18 protein-coding genes are annotated in these 21,928 nt (G+C 67.5%); 12 read left to right on the top strand and 6 right to left on the bottom strand.

Annotated elements, in window-relative coordinates; genetic code table 11:
• Positions 1-65: 65 nt before the first annotated feature.
• From CEP17_RS05215 to CEP17_RS05225, 3 genes are all read left to right on the top strand, one after another.
• The gene (locus CEP17_RS05215) at positions 66-1,034 is read left to right on the top strand and encodes a PAC2 family protein (RefSeq protein WP_039415941.1); all 969 of its coding nucleotides are present in this window, start codon (positions 66-68) and stop codon (positions 1,032-1,034) included.
• 206 nt (positions 1,035-1,240) lie between these two features.
• A complete protein-coding gene (locus tag CEP17_RS05220) occupies positions 1,241-2,575 on the top strand; it encodes an RNA polymerase sigma factor (protein WP_112931504.1) in 1,335 nt (444 codons plus the stop codon).
• Positions 2,572-3,273 (top strand): coenzyme F420-0:L-glutamate ligase, encoded by a 702-nt coding sequence (locus CEP17_RS05225; protein ID WP_039415943.1) that lies wholly within the window; start codon positions 2,572-2,574, stop codon positions 3,271-3,273. Before CEP17_RS05220 ends, CEP17_RS05225 begins: the two co-directional genes overlap by 4 nt.
• A 66-nt stretch (positions 3,274-3,339) precedes the next feature.
• Here CEP17_RS05225 and CEP17_RS05230 read toward each other — a convergent pair whose 3' ends face one another.
• Together CEP17_RS05230 and CEP17_RS05235 are read right to left on the bottom strand one after the other, a co-directional pair.
• Positions 3,340-4,365 carry a sugar-transfer associated ATP-grasp domain-containing protein gene (locus CEP17_RS05230; protein WP_112931505.1) on the bottom strand — a complete coding sequence of 342 codons (1,026 nt, stop codon included), beginning with the start codon at positions 4,363-4,365 and terminating at the stop codon, positions 3,340-3,342.
• 59 nt (positions 4,366-4,424) lie between these two features.
• A complete protein-coding gene (locus CEP17_RS05235; RefSeq protein ID WP_036317645.1) occupies positions 4,425-4,643 on the bottom strand; it encodes a hypothetical protein in 219 nt (72 codons plus the stop codon).
• Between the two features lie 189 nt (positions 4,644-4,832).
• Here CEP17_RS05235 and CEP17_RS05240 point away from each other — a divergent pair, with 189 nt between their 5' ends.
• Positions 4,833-6,908, top strand: a complete 2,076-nt coding sequence (locus CEP17_RS05240; RefSeq protein WP_112932871.1) for a DNA topoisomerase IV subunit B — start codon at positions 4,833-4,835, stop codon at positions 6,906-6,908.
• A 288-nt stretch (positions 6,909-7,196) separates the two neighbouring features.
• Here the strand turns inward: CEP17_RS05240 and CEP17_RS05245 are convergent, their stop codons facing one another.
• Positions 7,197-8,366: a histidine kinase gene (locus CEP17_RS05245; protein WP_239498591.1), complete on the bottom strand. Its 1,170-nt coding sequence runs from the start codon at positions 8,364-8,366 to the stop codon at positions 7,197-7,199.
• 207 nt (positions 8,367-8,573) lie between these two features.
• Here CEP17_RS05245 and CEP17_RS05250 point away from each other — a divergent pair, with 207 nt between their 5' ends.
• Complete coding sequence (locus tag CEP17_RS05250; protein WP_083867958.1) at positions 8,574-9,236, top strand: response regulator transcription factor; 663 nt, start codon at positions 8,574-8,576, stop codon at positions 9,234-9,236.
• Positions 9,237-9,242: 6 nt separating this feature from the next.
• On the opposite strand, the gene CEP17_RS05255 is transcribed toward CEP17_RS05250, so the two are convergent.
• A complete protein-coding gene (locus tag CEP17_RS05255) occupies positions 9,243-11,687 on the bottom strand; it encodes a DNA topoisomerase IV subunit A (RefSeq protein WP_112931507.1) in 2,445 nt (814 codons plus the stop codon).
• A gap of 72 nt (positions 11,688-11,759) precedes the next feature.
• On the opposite strand from CEP17_RS05255, the gene CEP17_RS05260 reads away from it, so the two are divergent.
• Positions 11,760-12,896 (top strand): alkaline phosphatase family protein, encoded by a 1,137-nt coding sequence (locus CEP17_RS05260; protein WP_112931508.1) that lies wholly within the window; start codon positions 11,760-11,762, stop codon positions 12,894-12,896.
• 28 nt (positions 12,897-12,924) lie between these two features.
• Here the strand turns inward: CEP17_RS05260 and sepH are convergent, their stop codons facing one another.
• A complete protein-coding gene (gene sepH / locus CEP17_RS05265) occupies positions 12,925-13,965 on the bottom strand; it encodes a septation protein SepH (protein ID WP_112931509.1) in 1,041 nt (346 codons plus the stop codon).
• A 247-nt stretch (positions 13,966-14,212) separates the two neighbouring features.
• On the opposite strand from sepH, the gene CEP17_RS05270 reads away from it, so the two are divergent.
• Positions 14,213-14,503, top strand: a complete 291-nt coding sequence (locus CEP17_RS05270; RefSeq protein WP_036317658.1) for a DUF4193 domain-containing protein — start codon at positions 14,213-14,215, stop codon at positions 14,501-14,503.
• Between the two features lie 43 nt (positions 14,504-14,546).
• Here the strand turns inward: CEP17_RS05270 and CEP17_RS05275 are convergent, their stop codons facing one another.
• The gene (locus tag CEP17_RS05275; RefSeq protein WP_039415950.1) at positions 14,547-15,023 is read right to left on the bottom strand and encodes a DUF3093 domain-containing protein; all 477 of its coding nucleotides are present in this window, start codon (positions 15,021-15,023) and stop codon (positions 14,547-14,549) included.
• A gap of 12 nt (positions 15,024-15,035) precedes the next feature.
• On the opposite strand from CEP17_RS05275, the gene dut reads away from it, so the two are divergent.
• The 5 genes from dut to dxs all read left to right on the top strand — a co-directional run bounded on the left by dut (position 15,036) and on the right by dxs (position 21,927).
• The gene (gene dut, locus CEP17_RS05280) at positions 15,036-15,485 is read left to right on the top strand and encodes a dUTP diphosphatase (RefSeq protein WP_204359860.1); all 450 of its coding nucleotides are present in this window, start codon (positions 15,036-15,038) and stop codon (positions 15,483-15,485) included.
• A complete protein-coding gene (locus tag CEP17_RS05285; protein ID WP_112931510.1) occupies positions 15,482-16,066 on the top strand; it encodes a DUF3710 domain-containing protein in 585 nt (194 codons plus the stop codon). Before dut ends, CEP17_RS05285 begins: the two co-directional genes overlap by 4 nt.
• Positions 16,063-16,821: a DUF3159 domain-containing protein gene (locus CEP17_RS05290; protein ID WP_112931511.1), complete on the top strand. Its 759-nt coding sequence runs from the start codon at positions 16,063-16,065 to the stop codon at positions 16,819-16,821. Before CEP17_RS05285 ends, CEP17_RS05290 begins: the two co-directional genes overlap by 4 nt.
• Before the next feature lie 202 nt (positions 16,822-17,023).
• The gene (locus CEP17_RS05295) at positions 17,024-19,861 is read left to right on the top strand and encodes an aconitate hydratase (RefSeq protein ID WP_112931512.1); all 2,838 of its coding nucleotides are present in this window, start codon (positions 17,024-17,026) and stop codon (positions 19,859-19,861) included.
• A gap of 86 nt (positions 19,862-19,947) precedes the next feature.
• Positions 19,948-21,927: a 1-deoxy-D-xylulose-5-phosphate synthase gene (gene dxs, locus CEP17_RS05300; protein ID WP_112931514.1), complete on the top strand. Its 1,980-nt coding sequence runs from the start codon at positions 19,948-19,950 to the stop codon at positions 21,925-21,927.
• Position 21,928: the final 1 nt, after the last annotated feature.

Raw genomic sequence — 21,928 nt, forward strand, 5'->3', positions numbered from 1 at the left:
GCGCGGCGTGTTCGCTGTCAGCGGCACGCGGGCCTCCGCCTGAGGAAGGCTCGTACAGTTGTCTCATGCCCCTGAGCGGTCCCCTTTACGAGCGTGTGGTGTCGGCCCCACCGGTCCCTGCCGGCCTTCCGCTGGTGATCGTGCTGACGGGCTTCACGGATGCCGGTGGCGCCGTCTCGCAGATGGTGGAGATGTTCCGCGACGACCTCGAGCCGGCTCCGATCGTGAGGTTCTCGGCCGACGTGCTGCTCGACTATCGTGCGCGGCGTCCGACGATCACTTTCGACGCCGACCATCTCGCCGACTACCGTCCGCCCCGGCTGGAACTCTCACTGGCGCACGATGCCCTCGGGCAGCCGTTCGTTCTCCTGGCCGGCTACGAGCCGGACTTCGCCTGGGAGGCGTTCACCGAGACCGTCGTGGGCCTCGCCGAAGGACTGCAGGTGTCGACGGTGACGTGGGTGCACGCCATTCCCATGCCCGTGCCGCACACACGGCCGATCGGCACGACCGTGAGCGGGACGCGCGCCGACCTCACACAGGCGCACTCCGTGTGGCAGCCCCACACGCAGGTGCCGGCGACGGTCGGTCATCTGTTGGAGCACCGCTTCGCCCAGAGCGGCGCCTCCGTCGCCGGATTCGTGCTCCTCGTGCCGCACTACCTCGCCGACACGGACTACCCGGCCGCCGCACTCGCGGGATTGGACAGCCTGTCGGTGGCCAGCGGCCTCGTCTTCAACGTCGACGACGTGCGCGAGGAGAACCGGGAGTATGTCGCGAAGGTGGACGACCAGGTGGAGGGCAACGCCGAACTGACCTCCATGCTGCACGCTCTCGAAGAGCGGTACGACGCCTACATGGCCGGATCGAACCTCGGCCAGCCGATCATCCACCCCGGCGATCTGCCCAGCGCGGACGAGCTCGCCGCAGAGCTGGAGCGCTTCCTGGCCGACCGTCGCACCGACGATCACCGCCGGGACGACGACCGCCGCGGCGACGAGTGGCGAGGCGACGACCGCCGCGGTCGACGCTGAGCGGAATGCCCACCGTCCCCGCGACGTTATGGATGCTGTGGGGATCCTGATGGACTGTTGCGCACGGTCTGTCCGATGATGTATGCGACAATGGATCCCTGACCCGTTGTCGAATCGCGGTCGGCTCGTGACGAGGCGACCACGGACTTGACAAGGGTCTTACTCCTGTCCGAAAACCCGACGCCTGCGTCGGTGAAAGGCAAGACGTGACCTCAGGCACGAAGACCACCCGCTCCCGCAAGGTCGAGGAGGAGGAAGCCACGGAGTCCGCCACGGAACAGGCGACGACCACGACCGCCGCCAAGAAGGCGGCGTCGAAGACTCCGGCCAAGTCGAAGGCGGCCCCGAAGAAGGCGTCCAAGAAGACGGCGTCCGATGACGACGAGGAGATCGACGACGACGTCGAGCTCGACGACACCGACATCGAGGACGCATCGGACGACGATTCCGGCGACGACGCCGCCGAGTCATCGACCGGGGCGACCGACAAGAAGGGCGATGACGACGAGGACGATGAGGACGGCACCACGAAGCCGGCCTTCTCCGAGCCCCTTCCCACCGGCGCCATCGTCATCTCCTCGAGCGACGAAGACGATGTCCCTGTCTACTCGACGCAGATCACCGGCGCGACCGCCGATCCGGTCAAGGACTATCTGAAGCAGATCGGCAAGGTGCCGCTGCTGAACGCGGCCGAAGAGGTCGAGCTCGCAATGCGGATCGAGGCGGGGCTGTTCGCCGAAGAGAAGCTCTCGCACATGTCGGCGTCGGAGAAGTCCAGCCAGCTCGGCCTGGATCTGCAGTGGGTCGCACGCGACGGCCAGCGCGCCAAGAGCCACCTGCTCGGGGCCAACCTGCGTCTGGTCGTCTCGCTCGCCAAGCGCTACACGGGTCGCGGCATGCAGTTCCTGGACCTGATCCAGGAAGGAAACCTCGGTCTGATCCGCGCGGTCGAGAAGTTCGACTACACCAAGGGCTTCAAGTTCTCCACGTACGCGACGTGGTGGATCCGTCAGGCGATCACGCGCGCGATGGCCGATCAGGCACGCACCATCCGTATCCCGGTGCACATGGTCGAGGTCATCAACAAGCTCGCCCGTGTGCAGCGGCAGATGCTGCAGGACCTCGGACGCGAGCCCACGCCCGAGGAGCTCTCGCGCGAGCTGGACATGACGCCCGAAAAGGTCATCGAGGTGCAGAAGTACGGCCGCGAGCCGATCTCGCTGCACACCCCGCTCGGCGAGGACGGCGACAGCGAGTTCGGTGACCTCATCGAGGACACCGAGGCCGTCGTTCCGGCGGATGCCGTCGGGTTCACCATGCTGCAACGCCAGCTCGAGTCCCTTCTGGACTCGCTGAGCGAGCGCGAGGCAGGCGTGATCCGCATGCGCTTCGGCCTGGGCGACGGACAGCCCAAGACGCTCGACCAGATCGGCGACACCTTCGGCGTGACACGCGAGCGGATCCGTCAGATCGAATCGAAGACCATGGCGAAGCTCCGTCACCCCTCGCGGTCGCAGTCGCTGCGGGACTATCTCGAATGAGCGCCGAGGTCCCCAATGACGGCAAGGCGCTCACTGTCACCGTCGAGGGGACGACGTTCGCACGGATTCCGATCCGTACGCGCGTCGTCATGCCCGGCGACAGCCTCGATGAGGTGATCGCGGAGTACGCGGCCGACCAGGTGACGGACGGCGACCTGCTGTTCATCACCGAGAAGATCGTCGCGATCACGCAGGGCCGTTCGTATACGCTGGACGAGATCCGACCGCGTCGCCTGGCTCGATTCCTGTCGAAGTACGTGACGAAGACCTCTTACGGCATCGGGCTCGGCATGCCGGAGACGATGGAGATGGCCCTTCGGGAGTGCGGTACCCCGCGCATCCTCTTCGCTGCGGCGATCAGCGCGGTGACGAAGGCGTTCGGACGCCGGGGCGACTTCTACCGCATCGCCGGCGACAAGGCGCGTGCGATCGATGGTCCGACCAACGGCACCATCCCGCCCTACGACCGTGCGGTCGTTCTGGGCCCGACGCGCCCGGCCGAAGTGGCCGCACGCGTCAAGTCGCTGCTCGGCCGGAACGTTCAGGTCGCGGTCGTCGACATCAATGACATCGGCGGGAACATTCTCGGCTCCACACTCGACAGGGCAGGGGAGCGTCAGCTCGTGCGGATCCTTGCCGACAACCCTCTGGGCCAGGGCCGCGAATCCACCCCCCTCGGAATCATCCGGGCGGCGTGAGACCGCGCCGACAGACGCGAAACGCCGGCGACCTCGTGTGAGAGCGCCGGCGTTTCGCTTCGGCGCTCAGAAGCCCATCGCGGCGCGGTAGCGAGGAAGGTGACCGTGGCGGATCCCCGTCGCGGAAGGCTTGTTCTCGAAGACACCCGCGCCCCAGTTGCCCTCGACCAGGACCGGTCCGGTGGGGGTGACGACGACGTCCCAGCCGACGTAGCGCACCTCGGGGATCACGAGTGCGACGTCGGTGATGAGTGCACGCACCTCTTCCATCATCGGAAGCCGGTAGTCGGCGATGCGGAAGCCGGTGTCCGGGTGGGTCTCGAAGAGTTCGCCCGCGGTCGAGTAGCCCATGCCCATCGCTCGCCCGTCCTCGTGGAGCGCGGTGTAGAAGCCGCCGAACGACGCCTGGTCGCTGACCTGACCGCGACCGAACTTCTGCGCCATGTTGATGATCTCGACCGAGCCGTCGTCCTTGACGAATGTCGTGACCCGGGTCGTGTTCGCCGTTCCGGGAGCGATGGCTTCCAGGTCCGGGTGCTGCACGATGCGCTCTTCGATGAGCACCTCACCCTTCGCCAGCAGCTCGGCGTGGAACGCGGGCCAATCACTGACGGCGCTCGCATCGTAACGACGAACCCCGAGCCCGGACTTGCTCACCGGGACTTTGGCGATGAACACGGGATGCCGCTGGGCGAAGGCCTCCAGCTCGTCGGCGTTGCCGTCGACGAGCTCCAGCCACTGACGTCCCAGGAAACGGTCGAAGTCGCGGTTGAAGTCGACCTTGTTGTGGAAGCGATGCACCTGGGCGGGATCGTCGTAGCGGTTCGAGAGCTCCAGCGCGAGGGGACTGGTGACCCAGGTCGCCCGTTCGGCGCGCGTCAAGATGGCGAAGTCGAACTCCATGTAGTCGTTGAATCCCACGCGATGTCGCGCGGCCGACCAGAGCATGTCGGCGAACACGAGCGGATAGCTCTTGTCGTGTACGCGAGCAGTGAAACGGGCCCTCTCACGCACCGACGCGAGATCGAAACCGCGCGCACGCTCGAACAGCACCTCGAATCGGTGCAAGAGAGGAAGGCCTCGACGCGTCATGACAGAGTCCTTCCGAGACAAGTGGAGAAGGGGAACTCCGCCAGTCTACGTGGGAGGCCTCAGCGCGCGTCGGCGAGACGAGCCGTCTCGTCGTGCCAGGAGGTCGCGACAGCGCGCAGCTTCTCTTCGTACTTGCGTCCGTGGTGCGCGCAGAACAGCAGTTCGCTGCCGTTGACCTCGGCCGCGATGTAGGCCTGGGCGCCACACGAGTCGCAACGGTCCGTCGCGGTCAGTCGGTACTCGAGGACGTCAGGCTCAGCGGTGGTCGACATGCTCATTTCGGTTCCTCCTCGGTACATGAGATGCGGTGCGATGTCATGACATACAACCACGCCGTGGGGTCAGCAATGCCGCGAACCGGTCACATTTCGCTGTGCGCGTACCCCGCCCCTGCGCTCATCGTCCGCGGTAGTCGGGGCCTCTGTGTGTCGCAGCCGAGGTGTCCGCGGGGCTGGATACGCTTGAGGATTGTGACCGCCGAGTATTCCGCCCACCACCTCCAGGTGCTCGAGGGCCTGGAGGCTGTCCGCAAGCGTCCCGGCATGTACATCGGCTCGACGGACTCGCGCGGGCTCATGCATTGCGTCTGGGAGATCATCGACAACTCGGTCGACGAAGCCCTCGCGGGCTACGGCTCGCGAATCGACATCGTCCTGCACTCCGATGGCAGCGTCGAGGTCCGCGACCGTGCGCGCGGCATCCCGGTCGACGTCGAGCCGCGAACCGGGCTGAGCGGCGTGGAGGTCGTCTTCACGAAGCTGCACGCCGGCGGGAAGTTCGGCGGCGGCTCGTACGCGGCGTCGGGTGGCTTGCACGGCGTCGGCGCCTCCGTCGTCAATGCCCTGTCCGAGCGCCTGGATGTCGAAGTCGATCGCGACGGCAAGACCTATGCGATGTCGTTCCGTCGTGGAGAGCCCGGCCAGTTCGCGGGGCCCGGGCCCGAGTCGCCGTTCACCCCGTTCGAGAAGGCCTCGCAGTTGCGGGTCGTCGGCAAGGCTGCCAAGGGCGTCACCGGAACGCGCATCCGCTACTGGGCCGACCGTCAGATCTTCACCAAGGATGCGACATTCCACGCCGAGGAGCTGGAGCAGCGGGCGCGTCAGACGGCGTTCCTCATCCCGGGTCTGGAGATCGCGATCATCGATCAGCGCGGAGAGGAGATCGTCGAAACGTCCCATCGCTACGACGGCGGCATCTCCGAGTTCGCGGACTTCCTCGCGCCCGATGCGGCGATCACCGACACCTGGCGACTGACCGGGTCGGGCACGTTCACGGAGACCGTGCCCGTGCTGCAGGCGGGCGGAGCGATGGTACCGACCGACGTCGAGCGCGAATGCGAGGTCGACATCGCGCTGCGCTGGGGGACGGGCTACGAGACGGTCACGCGCTCGTTCGTGAACATCATCTCGACACCCAAGGGCGGAACGCATCAGGCGGGCTTCGAGCAGGGCCTGATGAAGGTCGTCCGCAGTCAGGTCGAGCAGAACGCCCGACGGCTCAAGGTCGGCGCGGGGGAGAAGCTCGAGAAGGACGACATCACCGCCGGCCTGACGGCCGTGCTCACCGTTCGCCTGCCCGAACCGCAGTTCGAGGGCCAGACGAAGGAGATCCTCGGCACGCCCGCGGTCCGCTCCATCGTCGCGAACGTGGTGGCCAAGGAACTCGCCGAGCGATTCTCCTCGAGCAAGCGCGACGACAAGGCGCAGACCGCGCTGCTGCTCGACAAGGTCGTGTCCGAGATGAAGGCGCGGATCTCGGCTCGCACGCACAAGGAGACACAGCGTCGCAAGAACGCCCTCGAGTCGTCATCGTTGCCGGCGAAGCTCGCCGATTGTCGCACCTCCGACGTGGAGCAGTCGGAACTGTTCATCGTCGAGGGTGACTCCGCTCTGGGAACGGCGAAGCTCGCGCGCAACAGTGAGTACCAGGCGCTGTTGCCCATTCGCGGCAAGATCCTCAATGTCCAGAAGGCGTCGATCAGCGACATGCTCTCGAACGCGGAATGCGCGGCGATCATTCAGACGATCGGCGCGGGCTCTGGCCGAAGCTTCGATCTCGAAGCGGCGCGTTACGGCAAGATCATCCTGATGAGCGACGCGGACGTGGATGGCGCGCACATCCGCACGCTTCTGCTGACGCTGTTCTTCCGCTACATGCGTCCGCTGATCGAGGCGGGTCGCGTGTACGCCGCCGTCCCGCCGCTGCACCGCGTCATCGTGGTCAATCCCGGTTCGAAGCCGAATGAGACGATCTACACCTACTCGGAGCAGGAGCTGCACACGCTGCTCGCGAAGGTGCAGAAGTCGGGACGGCGCTGGCAGGAACCCGTCCAGCGCTACAAGGGGCTCGGCGAGATGGACGCGGACCAGCTGGCCGAGACGACGATGGACCGTTCCGGACGGCTGCTGCGACGCGTGCGCGTACAGGATGCCGAGGCGGTCTCGGGCGTGTTCGAACTGCTGATGGGCAGCGACGTGGCACCACGTCGCGACTTCATCGTCACCTCCAGTGACCGACTCGACCGTGAGGCCATCGACGCCTGAGCTCGTCCGGACCCTCAACGACGCGGGGCCCGAGACCGATCTGGGGGGATTCGGTCTCGGGCCATCGCCGCGGCTACGGGGGACATCCGGATGACGTCGAGCCCCGAACGGTCTCTTCGTCCCCGAAATCACGGACGTCTCGCGCCGTGCCCTGTGAAGAACCGACTGGGGATCAGTTCTTCGGCTAGGAAAAGGTTAGGCGCGCATAGGCGGCGCCAACGTGAACCATCGGTGGAACCGACTGCGACTTTCGTCTACTTCGACGCGTATGCGTAAGTTTTTTCCTGATCAGCCTGAAAGGGGCAGTGACGCGCTCACGACCCACCCCTGGGATTTCCGTTCCGATTCGAAGGTGCCGCCGAACAGTCGGAAGCGCTCTCGAAGACGCATGATGCCGTAGCCCGACGCCGGGAGTCCGGCGGTGCGCGCCGGCGGTGAGTCGTCGGCGAAGGTGAGGTGCACCCAACCGCGCTCGACGCGGAGAACGATGGAGACCGTGTGGGCGCCGGTGGCGTGCTTGAGCACGTTCGTCGCGCTCTCGCGGATGACACGGGTCAGCGCAACAAGGGATGCACTCGGCAGTCGGAGGTCGGCGGGCACGTCCGCGGTGACCGCGATACCCGCCTGTCCGAGTTCTTTCGTGACCGCGGCGATCGTGCCGGTGATCCCATCAGGCGACGAGACGCGCTCGGGGGAGAGATTCTCTTCGCCGCGCACCATCCCGAGCACGCGACGAATGTCGGTGAGCGCCTGCACCGCGGCTTCGCGGATCGCCGTCTGCGACTGCGACCGCGTCTGCACGTCTTCGGTGCGGTCCAGGACCGCGGCGTGCAGGGCGACGATGGTGATCTCGTGCGCGACGATGTCGTGCAGCTCGTCAGCGATGAGGTCCCGTTCGTGTTTGAGCTGCTCGGCGACCTCGCGCTCGCTCACCTCGAGCTGTAATGCCAAAGTTCGCGCCCTTTCGTACTGCTGCCGAATAGCGAGCCCAATCATCAAACTGACGAGGCTGAGGAACGCGATGATGACCGCGCCGAGTGGTTGAAACCCTGAACCGGGTCTACTCACGATCGCGACCAGCCAAACGACCCACGCCAACAGGTAGGTGGTCGTCAACAACGGGCTGCACGTGAACGCAACCAAACCGAGGATGGCCGCCGCAGTCAGAAGACTGTCAGCAACCCCCGTCACACTCGCAGCTGCGGCCGTGACGATCAGAACCGTTGTTCCGATGGGCGGGCGCCAAACAAAGAGCGCGACCGACAGAGTCATCGTCGTGGTGACTACTGCCGAAACGACGCTGGTGCTGCCACCGTTGGTCGCCCGGAAGAGGGAGTCGAGGATAAGGGTCACCGCAACCAGGATGATCAAAATCCGCTTCGCCAAAGGGCTCAGGGCAAGATAGTCCCAGAAGGGCGTTCGCGCGTAGCGCGCGATGTCCGAGCGGAAGGAGGTCACAACGCGATTATCTCGCGAGAACACTTACTTCCAGATGCCGATGAGCTGTCCAAGCCAGTACCACATGTGTTTCACCTCCTGCAATCTCTCGAATCGATTCTTCAAACAGAGGTCATCTCGCACGACCGACGGATGGCTACATCGATAGCGACTTTCGTCGACATCGCGCGGAAAAGAACGAGTACGGGCGCTTCGTAAGATGGTGCTGTGACCGAACCGATTCGCGTGATCATCGTCGACGACGAGTCGCTGGTGCGCGCCGCACTGCGCGTCTTCCTGGACTCCTCGGACGGGTTCGATCTCGTCGGCGAAGCCGACAACGGCATCGACGCGATCGCGCTGGTGCGCAGCACTCACCCCGATGTCGTGCTCATGGACGTGCAGATGCCCAAGATGGACGGCATCGAGGCCACTCAACGCCTCACGCGTGAGTTTCCCGGTATCAAGATCGTCGCACTGACCACGTTCTCCTCGGAACGGGTGATCGTCCCGATGCTCAGCGCCGGCGCTGCGGGCTTCCTGGTGAAGGACACGTCGCCCGACCGCATCCTCGACGCGGCGCGCCTCGCTCACGAGGGCGGGTACGTACTTTCGCCGCGCGTCGCGAAGGAGCTCGTCAGCTCGGTGCAGCAGAACGAACCGCCCGCACCGCGCCAGCTCGGCCGCGACGAGGAACTCACCGAACGCGAGCTGGAAGTGGTCACGCTTCTCGCGCAGGGAATGTCCAACGCGGAGATCGCGGCGGCGATGTTCGTGTCCGAAGCGACGGTCAAGTCACACCTCGGCCGCATCACGGCGAAGTGGGGCGTGCGCGATCGCATCCAAGTGCTGATCCGCGCAACCCAGTACGGTCTCGTCTCTCTGGGCTGACGACCGTCAGGCGATCGCCGTGCCGACGGCCGCGACGACCGCATCCAGTGGCTGTCCGGAGGCATCCCGCTTCGCCCCCGGCTCCGGCAGAGTACGCACGGCGCCGTCCGCCGCCAATGCCCGCGGTTGCGCTCCGATCCAGGCGAGAGTGAGGACGTCCTCGCCCTTCAGAAAGCGCTGAGCGCGCACGCCGCCGGTCGCGCGACCCTTCGGCGGGAACTCGTCGAACATCGACACCTTCGCGCTTCCCGCGTCTGTCCCGGCGATCGCCTGGGAGGACCCGGCGATGGTGACGACCACCGCGTCCGCCGGTTCGGTCACCACGTCGAAGGCCACGACGGAGGCTCCCGCGCTCAAACGGATGCCGGCCATGCCGCCCGCCGCGCGCCCCTGCGGGCGCACGCTCGCCGCGTCGAAGCGCAGCAGCTGGGCGTCGGAGGCCACGAAGACGAGCTCGGCGCCGTCGGGGGCGACGGCGGCGCCGACGACGAGGTCTCCGTCCTTCAGCGCGATGATCTCGGCCTCGTGCTTGCCGGGCGCAAGCTCCGAGGTTGCGACACGCTTGACGACACCCTGGGCGGTCCCGAGGGCGATGACGATGTCGCCGAGGGGCACGACGGCCACGACGTGCTCGCCCGATGCCAGGCCGAGGTACTGGTCGGCGCGGGTACCTGCCCCGAGCTGCACCGCATTCGCCGGCACCGACGGCAGATCGACAGGGGAGAAGCGCACCAGGCGGCCGCGCGTGGTGACCGCGCCGAGCTCACCCCTCGTGGTCGTGTCGACAGCGGAGAGGATGCCGTCGTGCTTCGCACGCCGTGTCGGAGCGACGATCTCGCCGGAGTCACCGAGTTCGGCACGCACCATCCTCCCGGTCGCGGACAGGAGCACCCGGCACGGGGAGTCGGCGATCTGCAGGTCGGCCGCCGCGGCGCTGCGAGAGCGGGCCGCCACGGGTCCGCCGTTGAGCAGAAGCGTGCGGCGGGGTGTCCCGAACGTCTCGGCCGCGGCATCCAGCTCTCGGGCGACCTGCTGGCGGAGGAGCACATCGCTGGCCAGCAGCGCCTCGAGGTCGGCGATGTCCTTCTTGAGGGTGTCCTGTTCGGACTCCAGCTCGATGCGGGAAAAGCGGGTGAGACGCCGCAGACGCAACTCCAGGATGTATTCGGCTTGCACCTCGGAAAGGTCGAAGACGCTCATCAACTTCCCGCGGGCCTGCTCGCTGTCGTCAGAGGCGCGGATGACCTGGATGACCTCGTCGATGTCGAGGATCGCGATCAGAAGGCCCTCGACGAGGTGGAGACGTTCCTGCTTGCGGGCGAGACGGTAGCGGCTGCGACGCGTGACGACCTGGATACGGTGGTCGAGATACACCCGCAGGAGGGGCTTGAGGCCGAGCGTCTGCGGCTGCCCGTCGACGAGGGCGACGTTGTTGATGCCGAAGGAGTCCTCGAGCGGAGTGAGCCGGTAGAGCTGCTCGAGCACGGCCGCGGGGTCAAACCCCGTCTTGATGCCGATGACGAGGCGCAGACCGTGATTGCGGTCGGTGAGATCGTTGACGTCCGCGATGCCCGTGAGCTTCTTCGCGTTGACGGCGTCCTTGATCTTCTCGATGACGCGCTCGGCACCCACCATGTACGGCAACTCGGTGACAACGATGCCCGTGCGACGCGGGCCGAGCGACTCGATGGATGCCTTCGCGCGCGTGCGGAAGGTACCGCGTCCGCTCTCGTAGGCCTCGGTGATGCCGTCGAGTCCGACGATGATGCCGCCGCCGGGGAGATCCGGACCGGGGACGAACTCCATGAGCTCGGCGGTGGTGGCGTCGGGGTTCTCGAGCAGATGGATCGCGGCGGCGACGACCTCGTTGAGGTTGTGCGGAGCCATGTTGGTGGCCATGCCCACCGCGATGCCGGAGGCTCCGTTGACGAGCAGGTTGGGGAAGGCGGCGGGGAGGACGGCCGGCTGCTGGAACTGACCGTCGTAGTTGGGCACGAAGTCCACCACGTCCTCGTCGAGGTTCTCCGTGAGAGCGAGCGCGGCCGGAGCCAGGCGCGCTTCCGTGTACCGCGCCGCCGCGGGTCCGTCGTCGAGCGAACCGAAGTTGCCGTGACCGTCGACCAGCGGCACCCGCAGCGCGAACGGCTGAGCGAGGCGCACGAGCGCGTCGTAGATCGCCGAGTCGCCGTGCGGGTGCAGCTTTCCCATCACTTCGCCGACGACGCGCGCACTCTTGACGTGCCCCCGGTCGGGCCGAAGACCCATGTCCGCCATCTGGAACAGAATGCGCCGCTGCACGGGCTTGAGGCCGTCGCGAGCGTCGGGAAGAGCGCGCGAGTAGATGACCGAATACGCGTACTCCAGGAACGAATCCTGCATCTCGGCGGAGACGTCGACGTCCTCGATGCGGCCGTGATCTTCGGGGATGGACGCGGTGCGCGAAGCTGCCATGGATCTGCGGTTCCCTCGGTGCTCGGGTGGGCCGGGAAGTGGGGCCGCGCGCCATATGCGAGACTGGCCCCGATGTCGTTCAGCCTACCCGCGGACCCGCCCACAGCCCGGAGCCTCACCGCCATCGTGCCGCAATTGCTTGCGTCACTGTCCGACGCCGGTGACTGGTTCGTCTCGGCCCGGTCGGCGATCCTGGTCCTGGTCGACGGACTCGGGCGCGGCAATCTCACCGCTCGTGCCGGACACGCACGTTTCCTGACGGCGGCGATGACGAAGAAGGATGCCGCGCGCAGCACGTTCCCCTCGACGACGGCCACCGCCCTCACCGGGCTTCTCACCGCGACCGACGCCGGCACCCACGGCATCGTCGGATACCGCGCCCGCATCCCGGGAACCGATGTCGCCCCCAACCAGCTCAAGGGGTGGGAGACCGACGGGCTCGACCCGATGACTTGGCAGCGCGCGCAGCCTCTGCTGGAACGGGAGGCGAACGCCGGTCGGCCCACGTTCGTGGTGAGCAAGGGCCTATACCGCGACAGCGGCTTCACGCGGGCGATCCAGCGCGGGGCCGAGTTCGTCGGCGCCGCGACCCCGGCCGAGCGCCTCACCGCCGCCGCCGCACGGGCGTCGGCGAACCCGGGCGCGCTCGTCTACGTCTACATACCGGAACTCGACACCCTCGGTCACGCGCACGGCTGGGAATCCGAGCGATGGCTGCGGGGGCTGGAGGAACTCGACGCGGACCTCCGTCGGTTCGAAGCGATGCTCTCGCCGGGCGTCGGCGCGCTCGTCACGGCGGATCATGGAATGGTCGACGTGCCGGCGCATCGGCACGTGCTGCTGCGCGACGGGGATCCGCTGTTGCATGATGTGGCCCTGGTGGCCGGCGAGCCTCGAATGCTGCAGCTCTACACGACGGACGGCAGCGCCGCGGCCGTCGCCGCGCGCTGGCGTGAAGCCGAGCAGTCGCGCTCGTGGGTGATGACACGCGGGGAGGCGATCGACGCCGGCTTGTTCGGCCCCCACGTGCACCCCGATGTCCGCGATCGCATCGGCGATGTGCTCGTCGCGGCCCGGACGGCGGTGGCCTATTATGACGACCGCGTCGCCGACAAGAAGCCGCAGCGCATGATCGGCCAGCACGGATCCTGGACGGATCAGGAACGCATCGTTCCTCTGATCAGACTCGGCGCCTTCGCGAACGGCTGATCATCCGGCCCCGCGACGCCCCGTCGACTCACCCGTCTTCGGTGCGCGCTCCGAAGACGATCTCGTCCCACGACGGCATGGAGGTGCGCCCCTTGCGGCGCGACGAGTCGCTGATGACGGTGTCTTCGATCGCGGATGCCGTGTCTTCGGCATCCGTCCCCGCTTCGTCATAGCCGGGCTCGAGCGCGTCGAACAGAGCCACGGGGGAGTGCGGACGCTCGGTCGCGGACTCCTCCTCGGGCATGGGCTCGCGCTGGCCGCGACGGCGGCGCAGCGCCTCGAGCAGATCCGCTGTCTCGGCGGACGTCACCGCGTGATCGGGGGCGCGCTTGATCGCGGCATCCTGAACCGCGGGAGCGACCGGCACTCGCACGTCCGGTCGCGCGATGTCAGCGTCGGGCACGCCGGCGTCGGCGTCCAGACGGCGCGGGCCGAACGCCCCCGAGTCGAAGCGCGAGGCGTCCTTCAGCGGAGAGGTGTCGAGCGCGCGCAGGCGGGGGATCAGTCCTTCGGGCAGCGATCCTTGACGCGAGAGCTGGGTCGCATCGGCGTTGAGCGGAGCAAGACTGCTCCGGCGCGGGTCGAAGCTCCAGCGTGCATCGTGGTCGACGTCGTTCGCGGTGAACTCCAGCTTGACGACCCAGCCGTCCTCGTCCTTCCAGCTCGTCCAGCGTTCGCCGCTCGCACCCGCCTCGGCGAGCTTCGCACGCACCGCGACCCCGAAGGTCGGCTGCGCCGCGGCATCGAGTTCTCCCGCGATGAGCACCGGGACGGCCAGAGCCTGCCCCACGATGTGCTCACGCTCGGCGAGGACGGGACGTTCGAAGCGCTGCACGTCTTCCAGGCGAGCGCCCAGAAGCTCCGCGACCTCCTGAGCCGACAGCCCGGAACGGATGTGAGCCTGGATGTCGCGGGGGCTCGGGCGCGCCGCACGCGGCTCGCTGTCGCGCTGTGAGCGACGCAGCTGGCTGCGCAGCGTCTCGTCGATCGGCAGCGCGTACCGTTCGCCGGACTCCGTGGCGAGAACGAGGACGCCTTCCTCGGTTCCGATCACCTTGAGCTGTTCCATGCGAAACACCCTCCCGTTCCCTGTTCGGGCACGATTCGATTGCCGGGCCCATGCTGTCACAGCAGTTCGTCGCACTCGGGAATATCGCGGGCGCGCCGCGAGTTCCATGCGACGCACCCGCCGGAAGCGGGCACGCGCACGACGATCATTTGCGAAATCCGAACCCGTCGTGCAAACTATCGCCGCCCCACGTCGGTCCCCCCGGCCGCGAGTCGGCACTTTGGCAACACACCTGGAAGTTGAGAGCATGGCGACCGATTACGACGCCCCCCGTAAGACCGACGACGACAGCGAGTCGATCGAGGCTCTGAAGGAGCGCGTTCCCGACAAGATGTCCGGGGCCGTCGACGTCGAGGATGCCGACAACCCCTCGGGCTTCGAGCTGCCCGGCGCCGACCTCTCCGACCTGGAGCTGGATGTCGTCGTGCTGCCCCCGCAGGAAGACGAGTTCACCTGCATCGAGTGCTTCCTCGTGAAGCATCGCACGCAGATCGACCACGAGACCACCGCCGGCGCCGTCTGCATCGAGTGCGCCTGAAGACCGACCGCCCGGCGGGATCGGCCCCGCACCCGCGCTGACCTCAGCGCGACTGGGCGCGCCTGATCGCGGCGACGACGCGATCAGGCGTGCGCGTCGAGAACACCCACTCGGTGACGGGGTCTCCGGGATCGATGACGGAAACGCGGACCACGGGGTCGATCCCGCCGCGGAACATGTGCCACGCGGTCGCGGACAGCTGTGGACCGCGCGCAGCACGGGCGTCATCTGCCCACAGCGGCTCGGCGGGGCCGAGCTGATCCACCGGGATATGCGCACGACCGACCCGGAGTTCCCCGGCTCGCACCTCCACGACCGGAGACGCGAAGACGAGCAGGCCGATCAGCACCGCTGCCACGGCGATGCCCGCGGCGAGAGCGATGGTCGCGTCCAGCGGGACGAACACCAGTGCGACCATCGGAGCGACCACCGCCGAGCTGAGCAGCGTCCACAGCGACGGGCTGAGCCGTTCGCGGTAGCGGACGTCGGAAACGGGAGCGGCTGGAGCGGCGATGTGCATTACCCTCGTGGAGTGATCGAATCCGTGGACGTTCCCATTATCGCGCCGCAGGTTCCCGTCTACGCACATCCCGGCGACGCCGGCGCCGATCTGGTCTCGTCGGAGAGCCTGCGACTGGAACCCGGCGCTCGTGCGCTGGTGGGCACGGGGGTGCGGATCGCCCTGCCCGATGGATACGCGGCCTTCGTCGTGCCGCGCAGCGGTCTGGCCGCCAAGCACGGCATCACGATCGTGAACGCACCCGGGACGATCGACGCCGGCTACCGCGGTGAGATCAAGGTCGCTCTCCTCAACACGGATGCCCATGAGGCGTACGACATCACCGCCGGCGACCGCATCGCTCAGCTGATCGTGATGCCCGTTCCCCGCGTCCGCTTCCTCCCCGTCGACGACCTGCCCGACACCGCGCGCGGAGAGGGCGGGTTCGGCTCGACGGGCTACCAGACAGGAGTCACCGCATGAGCGATGAACTGCAGCCCACCGGCGCGGGCGACCGCGCATCGACCGGCCCCTTCGACGAGGCAGAGGCGAACCCCGTTCGTCCGTACATCGATCTGGGTGGCATCAAGGTGCTCCCGCGCGAGGGGCTGAACCTTCGCCTCGAAGTCGAGGAGCAGACCAAGCGCATCGTCGCGGTCGGCCTCGACTACGCCGATTCGACCCTGCAGGTGCAGCCGTTCGCCGCGCCCCGCTCGAGCGGATTGTGGGACGAGACCCGTGACCAGATCCGTCAGCAGATCCGCCAGCAGGGCGGGCGCGTGGAGGAGCGCCACGGCCCGCTCGGCGCCGAACTGCTCGCCGAGGTCCCCGTCGTGAGCGGGCCTGATGCGGTCGCCGGAAAGCGCCTCGCGCGGTTCATCGGTGTCGACGGGCCGCGCTGGTTCCTGCGCGGTGTGATCGGGGGAGCGGCCACGACCGACGTCGAGGCCGCCGCCCGCGTCGAGGATCTCTTCCGCTCGATCGTGGTGGTGCGAGGCGGCAGCCCCATGCCGCCGCGCGACCTCATTCCGCTGAAGATGCCCGCCGCCCCCGGCACCGCATGAGCTCGCCCGCGCAGGAGCCCGAGGACGCGGCATCCGCTCCGCTCACGCCACCTCCGCCGTCCGCATCGGACCTCCTCGGAAGCGCGCTCGGCAACGCCGCGCGACGCGCCGGTCTCGATCCGTCGCGGCAGGCTCACACGGGACACGTCGTCTGGGCCGCCATGGGCGGCTGGCGGGGAGTGCTGGAGAGCGTGCTTCCCGGCCTGGCGTTCGTCATCCTGTTCACGACCACGGCCGATCTCACACTCTCGCTCGCGCTCTCGGTGGGCGCTGCTGCCGTCTTCACGATCGTCCGCCTCGTTCAGCGCTCGCCCGCCAGTGCGGCACTGGGGGGACTCATCGCCACCGGTGCCGCCGCCGCCCTCGCACTGTGGACCGGCCGAGGACAGGACAACTTCGTCCCGGGCCTCATCACCAACGCGGCCTACGGGACGGCGTTTCTGATCTCGGCTCTCGTCGGGTGGTCCTTGATCGGACTGGCCGTCGGCTTCCTCATGAACGAGAGCACACGCTGGCGCAGCGATCCGCGCAAGCGCCGGGTGTTCTTCTGGCTGGCGATCGCCTGGGCCGCGCTGTTCTACCTGCGCCTCGCGGTGCAGCTTCCCTTCTACTTCGCCGGCGATGTCGCCACGCTCGGCACCCTGAAGCTCGTGATGGGACTGCCGTTGTTCGCCCCGCTCGTCGCCGTCACCTGGCTGGCCGTGCGGGCGGTCTATCCGCGCCAGCACGACGCCAGCGCGGCATCCGAGGCGTGATAGATTTATCTTGACATCAAGATAAATTCCTTCGCCGGTGATGCGCCAGAGGCGCTATCCACGGGTAAGGACAACCTCACTAGCCCGCCGCCGCGGCGGCGGGGATGATGGAGAATCAGGCGACGGCCGTCCATGCCCGACCCTGACCCCGCCGACCGACTGAGCCCGCGGCCTCAGGAACTCCCAACGAAGGAGAGCAGACGTGTCCACTGTTGACAGCTTCGGAGCCAAGAGCACCCTCACGGTCGGTGGCACCGACTACGAGATCTACCGGATCGACACCGTCGCCGGGTACGAGAAGCTCCCGTTCAGCCTGAAGGTGCTGCTCGAGAACCTCCTTCGCACCGAGGACGGCGCCAACGTCACGAAGTCGCAGATCGAGGCCCTCGGCAACTGGGATGCCGATGCGGAGCCCGATACCGAGATCCAGTTCACCCCGGCGCGCGTCGTGATGCAGGACTTCACCGGCGTGCCCTGCATCGTCGACCTCGCCACCATGCGCGAGGCCGTCACGGCCCTCGGCGGCGACCCGGCGAAGATCAACCCGCTGTCGCCGGCCGAGATGGTCATCGACCACTCCGTCATCGCCGACCTTTTCGGCACCGACAACGCGCTGGAACGCAATGTCGAGATCGAGTACGAGCGCAACGGCGAGCGTTACCAGTTCCTGCGCTGGGGCCAGACCGCGTTCGACGACTTCAAGGTCGTCCCGCCGGGAACCGGCATCGTCCACCAGGTGAACATCGAGCACCTCGCGAAGGTCATCTACGACCGCACCGGCCGCGACGGCGTACTGCGCGCCTACCCCGACACCTGTGTGGGCACCGACTCGCACACCACCATGGTCAACGGCCTGGGCGTGCTCGGCTGGGGCGTCGGCGGCATCGAGGCCGAGGCCGCGATGCTCGGCCAGCCCGTGTCGATGCTCATCCCGCGCGTCGTCGGCTTCAAGCTGACCGGGGAGATCCCGGCGGGCGTCACCGCCACCGACGTGGTCCTCACCATCACCGACATGCTGCGCAAGCACGGCGTGGTCGGCAAGTTCGTCGAGTTCTACGGCGCGGGTGTCGCTTCGGTGCCGCTGGCCAACCGCGCCACCATCGGCAACATGAGCCCGGAGTTCGGCTCGACGGCCGCGATCTTCCCGATCGACGACGTCACGCTCGACTACCTGCGCCTCACCGGTCGCGACGAGCAGACCGTGGCTCTCGTCGAGGCATACGCGAAGGAGCAGAAGCTCTGGCACGACGCCGACAGCGAGCCCGTATTCAGCGAGTACATGGAGCTCGACCTGTCCACGGTCGTCCCCTCCATCGCCGGCCCCAAGCGCCCGCAGGACCGCATCCTGCTCAGCGAGGCCAAGTCGCAGTTCGAGAAGGACATCGTCAACTACACGACGCCCAGCGTCTCGAACTCCATCGTCGACCTCGAGTCGAAGCACTCGTTCCCGGCATCCGACCCGGGCGCGGCGCCCGGCGACGAGGAGCCGCAGACGCGTGAGGTGCACATCTCCAGCGGCGCCCCCACCGCGGCATCCAATCCCGTGCCCGTCACCTCGCCCGCCGGAGACTCGTACCTCCTCGACAACGGTGCCGTGACGCTCGCCGCCATCACGTCGTGCACCAACACGTCGAACCCGTCGGTGATGATCGCCGCCGGCCTTCTCGCCCGCAAGGCGCGCAACAAGGGCCTCAAGCAGAAGCCGTGGGTGAAGACGACGCTCGGCCCCGGTTCCAAGGTCGTCACCGATTACTACGAGAAGTCGGGGCTCGACAAGGACCTCGAAGGCCTCGGCTTCTACACGGTCGGCTACGGCTGCACCATCTGCATCGGCAACTCCGGACCTCTCATCGAGGAGGTCTCGGCGGCGATCAACGAGAACGACCTGGCCGTCACGGCCGTGCTGTCGGGCAACCGCAACTTCGAGGGCCGCATCAGCCCCGACGTGAAGATGAACTACCTCGCCTCGCCGCCCCTCGTCGTCGCCTACGCCCTCGCCGGCTCGATGCACTTCGACTTCGAGACCGACCCGCTCGGGAAGGACGCGGAGGGCAACGACGTGTTCCTCAAGGACATCTGGCCCTCGCCGGACGAGGTGCAGGAGGTCATCGACTCGTCGATCTCCCGTGACCAGTTCATCAAGCAGTACGCCACCGTGTTCGACGGCGACGAGCGCTGGACGAGCCTGCCCACGCCCGAGGGCCCGATCTTCGAGTGGGATGCCGATTCGACGTACGTGCGCAAGGCGCCGTACTTCGAGGGCATGTCCATGGACCTGACCCCGGTCACGGACATCCACGGCGCTCGGGTGATGGCGACCCTCGGCGACTCGGTCACCACCGACCACATCTCGCCCGCGGGGAACATCAAGGCCGGCACGCCCGCCGCGCAGTACCTCACCGAGCACGGTGTCGCGCAGAAGGACTTCAACTCCTACGGCTCGCGTCGTGGCAACCACGAGGTCATGATCCGCGGCACGTTCGCGAACATCCGCCTCAAGAACGAGCTGGTCGCCGCGGTCAACGACGGTCAGATCGTCGAGGGCGGCTTCACCCGTGACTTCACGCAGGAGGGCGGCCCGCAGTCGTACATCTTCGACGCGTGCGAGAACTACCGCGCCGAAGGCACCCCGCTGGTCGTCTTCGGTGGCAAGGAGTACGGCTCGGGCTCGTCGCGCGACTGGGCCGCGAAGGGCACGTCGCTGCTGGGCGTCAAGGCGGTCATCACCGAGAGCTTCGAGCGCATCCACCGCTCCAACCTCATCGGCATGGGCGTCGTGCCGCTGCAGTTCCCCGAGGGCCAGAGCTGGAAGTCGCTGGGCCTGGACGGCACCGAGATCGTCTCGATCGAGGGCCTCGAGCAGCTCAACGAGGGCGTCACCCCGAAGACCGTGAAGGTCACGGCGGCCCCCAGCGAGTTCTCGCCGGAAGGCAAGGAGACGATCGTCTTCGACGCCAAGGTGCGCATCGACACCCCCGGTGAGGCGGACTACTACCGCAACGGCGGCATCCTCCAGTACGTGCTGCGTTCGCTGGTCTGAGCGCCGGTTATAACGCCCCGGCATCGGTCCCTGCAAGGGGACGCCGATGCCGGGGCGTCGGCGTTTGGGCGACGTAGACTCGGAGGATGAGTCTGCTCGCTTCGATCACCGGTCCGCGCGACCTGGACTCCCTGTCCACTGAGCAGCTCGAGCAGCTCGCGCAGGAGATCCGTGACTTCCTCGTCGAGAACGTGGCGCGCACGGGAGGTCATCTCGGACCGAACCTCGGTGTCGTGGAGCTCACCATCGCGCTGCACCGGGTCTTCAACTCTCCCGACGACCCCTTCGTCTTCGACACCGGCCATCAGTCGTATGTGCACAAGCTGCTCACCGGCCGCCAGGACTTCCGCGGGCTGCGCTCGCGCGGCGGACTCGCCGGCTACCCGCAACGCGCGGAGAGCGTCCACGACGTCGTCGAGTCCTCGCACGCGTCGAGTTCGCTGAGCTGGGCGGACGGCATCTCCCGGGCGTTGACCCGCACCGGCCGCAAGGATCACCACGTGGTCGCTGTCGTCGGTGACGGCGCGCTGACGGGCGGGATGACCTGGGAGGCACTGAACAACATCTCCGACGACAACGATCGCAATCTGGTGATCGTCGTCAATGACAACGGACGCTCCTACGCTCCGACGATCGGGGGAATGGCTCGCTATCTGAACCGGGTGCGCACCACCGAGGGCTATGAGAGCCTGCGCAAGAGCTCGGCATCCTTCTTCCGTCGCCTCGGGCCCATGGGGCGCGCCGTCTACCGCGGTGTCCGCGGCGGCACGCATGGATTCCTCTCGCGCTTCTCCAACAACGAGGCGCTGTACTCGAACCTGGACATCAAGTACCTCGGGCCGATCGACGGACACGACCTCGTCGCGCTGCAGGAGACGTTGCAGCTGGCCAAGGACTACAGCGCCCCCGTGATCGTGCACGTCATCACCGAGAAGGGCCGCGGCTACGAACCCGCGCGCAACGACGAGGCCGATCAGTTCCACGCCGTCGGCAAGATCGACCCGGCGACGGGCGAGCCGCTGGGCTCTTCGGATGCCGTCGCCTGGACCGACGCCTTCGCCGATGCACTCGTCGCGGCCGGAGAGCGTCGCGACGACGTCATCGCGATCACCGCGGCGATGCTGCGCCCGACGGGCCTGCAGCCGTTCGCGCAGCGTTTCCCCGACCGCGTCTACGATGTCGGCATCGCCGAGCAGCATGCGGTGGCTTCCGCGGCGGGACTCGCGTTCGGCGGGCTGCACCCGGTCGTCGCGATCTATGCGACGTTCATGAACCGCGCCTTCGACCAAGTGCTCATGGATGTGGCCCTGCATCGCGCGGGAGTGACGTTCGTTCTCGATCGCTCGGGTGTGACCGGGCCCGACGGCCCCAGCCACCATGGTGTGTGGGATCTCGCGATGCTGCAGCTGGTCCCCGGCATCCGCATCGCCGCACCCCGCGACGAAGCCCGCTTGCGGGAGGAGTTCGACGAGGCGATCGCTGTCGACGACGCCCCCACGGTGATCCGCTTTCCCAAGGGCGCCGTCGCGGTCGAACAGCCGGCCCTCAAGCGCCTCTCGGACGGTGTCGACGTGCTGTGGCAGAACGGGGCCGAGGACGTTCTGCTCGTCGGCATCGGCCCGATGACGCAGCTCGCGGTCGAAGTCGCCGAGCGTCTGCGCGCCCAGGGCATCGGAGCGACCGTCGTCGATCCGCGCTGGGTCGTTCCCGTGCAACCCTCCATCGTGAAGCTCGCGGCCGCCCATCGCCTGGTGATCACGATCGAGGACGGCATCCGCGTCGGTGGCGTCGGAACGCGCGTGCGCCAGGTGCTGCGCGAAGCGGGCGTCGACACGGCCGTCGACGAGCTCGGCCTTCCCGATGCCTTCATCGATCACGCGACACGCGAGCAGATCCTCGAAGACGCCGGCCTGTCGGCCGCGAAGATCGCGCAGGACGTCGTCGCGCAGGTGCTCGGCACGCGTATCCCCATCGCGCGGCCCTCCACCGAGACGGGTGCCATCTGGACCGTCCAGGGCGGCGCAGACAGCTCCGAACACGCAGACCACGGCGACGGCCGCGGCTGAT

This window comes from Microbacterium sp. PM5, from assembly GCF_003293595.1.
In the GTDB taxonomy this organism is placed as follows: Bacteria; Actinomycetota; Actinomycetes; order Actinomycetales; family Microbacteriaceae; genus Microbacterium.

Excerpts from the sequence above, each read along its gene's own strand:
- CEP17_RS05215 (WP_039415941.1), top strand. The coding sequence starts at position 66 with ATGCCCCTGAGCGGTCCCCTTTACGAGCGTGTGGTGTCGGCCCCACCG.
- CEP17_RS05225 (WP_039415943.1), top strand. The coding sequence starts at position 2,572 with ATGAGCGCCGAGGTCCCCAATGACGGCAAGGCGCTCACTGTCACCGTC.
- CEP17_RS05230 (WP_112931505.1), bottom strand. The coding sequence starts at position 4,365 with ATGACGCGTCGAGGCCTTCCTCTCTTGCACCGATTCGAGGTGCTGTTC.
- CEP17_RS05235 (WP_036317645.1), bottom strand. The coding sequence starts at position 4,643 with ATGAGCATGTCGACCACCGCTGAGCCTGACGTCCTCGAGTACCGACTG.
- CEP17_RS05255 (WP_112931507.1), bottom strand. The coding sequence starts at position 11,687 with ATGGCAGCTTCGCGCACCGCGTCCATCCCCGAAGATCACGGCCGCATC.
- CEP17_RS05260 (WP_112931508.1), top strand. The coding sequence starts at position 11,760 with ATGTCGTTCAGCCTACCCGCGGACCCGCCCACAGCCCGGAGCCTCACC.
- sepH (WP_112931509.1), bottom strand. The coding sequence starts at position 13,965 with ATGGAACAGCTCAAGGTGATCGGAACCGAGGAAGGCGTCCTCGTTCTC.
- CEP17_RS05270 (WP_036317658.1), top strand. The coding sequence starts at position 14,213 with ATGGCGACCGATTACGACGCCCCCCGTAAGACCGACGACGACAGCGAG.
- CEP17_RS05275 (WP_039415950.1), bottom strand. The coding sequence starts at position 15,023 with ATGCACATCGCCGCTCCAGCCGCTCCCGTTTCCGACGTCCGCTACCGC.
- CEP17_RS05285 (WP_112931510.1), top strand. The coding sequence starts at position 15,482 with ATGAGCGATGAACTGCAGCCCACCGGCGCGGGCGACCGCGCATCGACC.
- CEP17_RS05290 (WP_112931511.1), top strand. The coding sequence starts at position 16,063 with ATGAGCTCGCCCGCGCAGGAGCCCGAGGACGCGGCATCCGCTCCGCTC.
- dxs (WP_112931514.1), top strand. The coding sequence starts at position 19,948 with ATGAGTCTGCTCGCTTCGATCACCGGTCCGCGCGACCTGGACTCCCTG.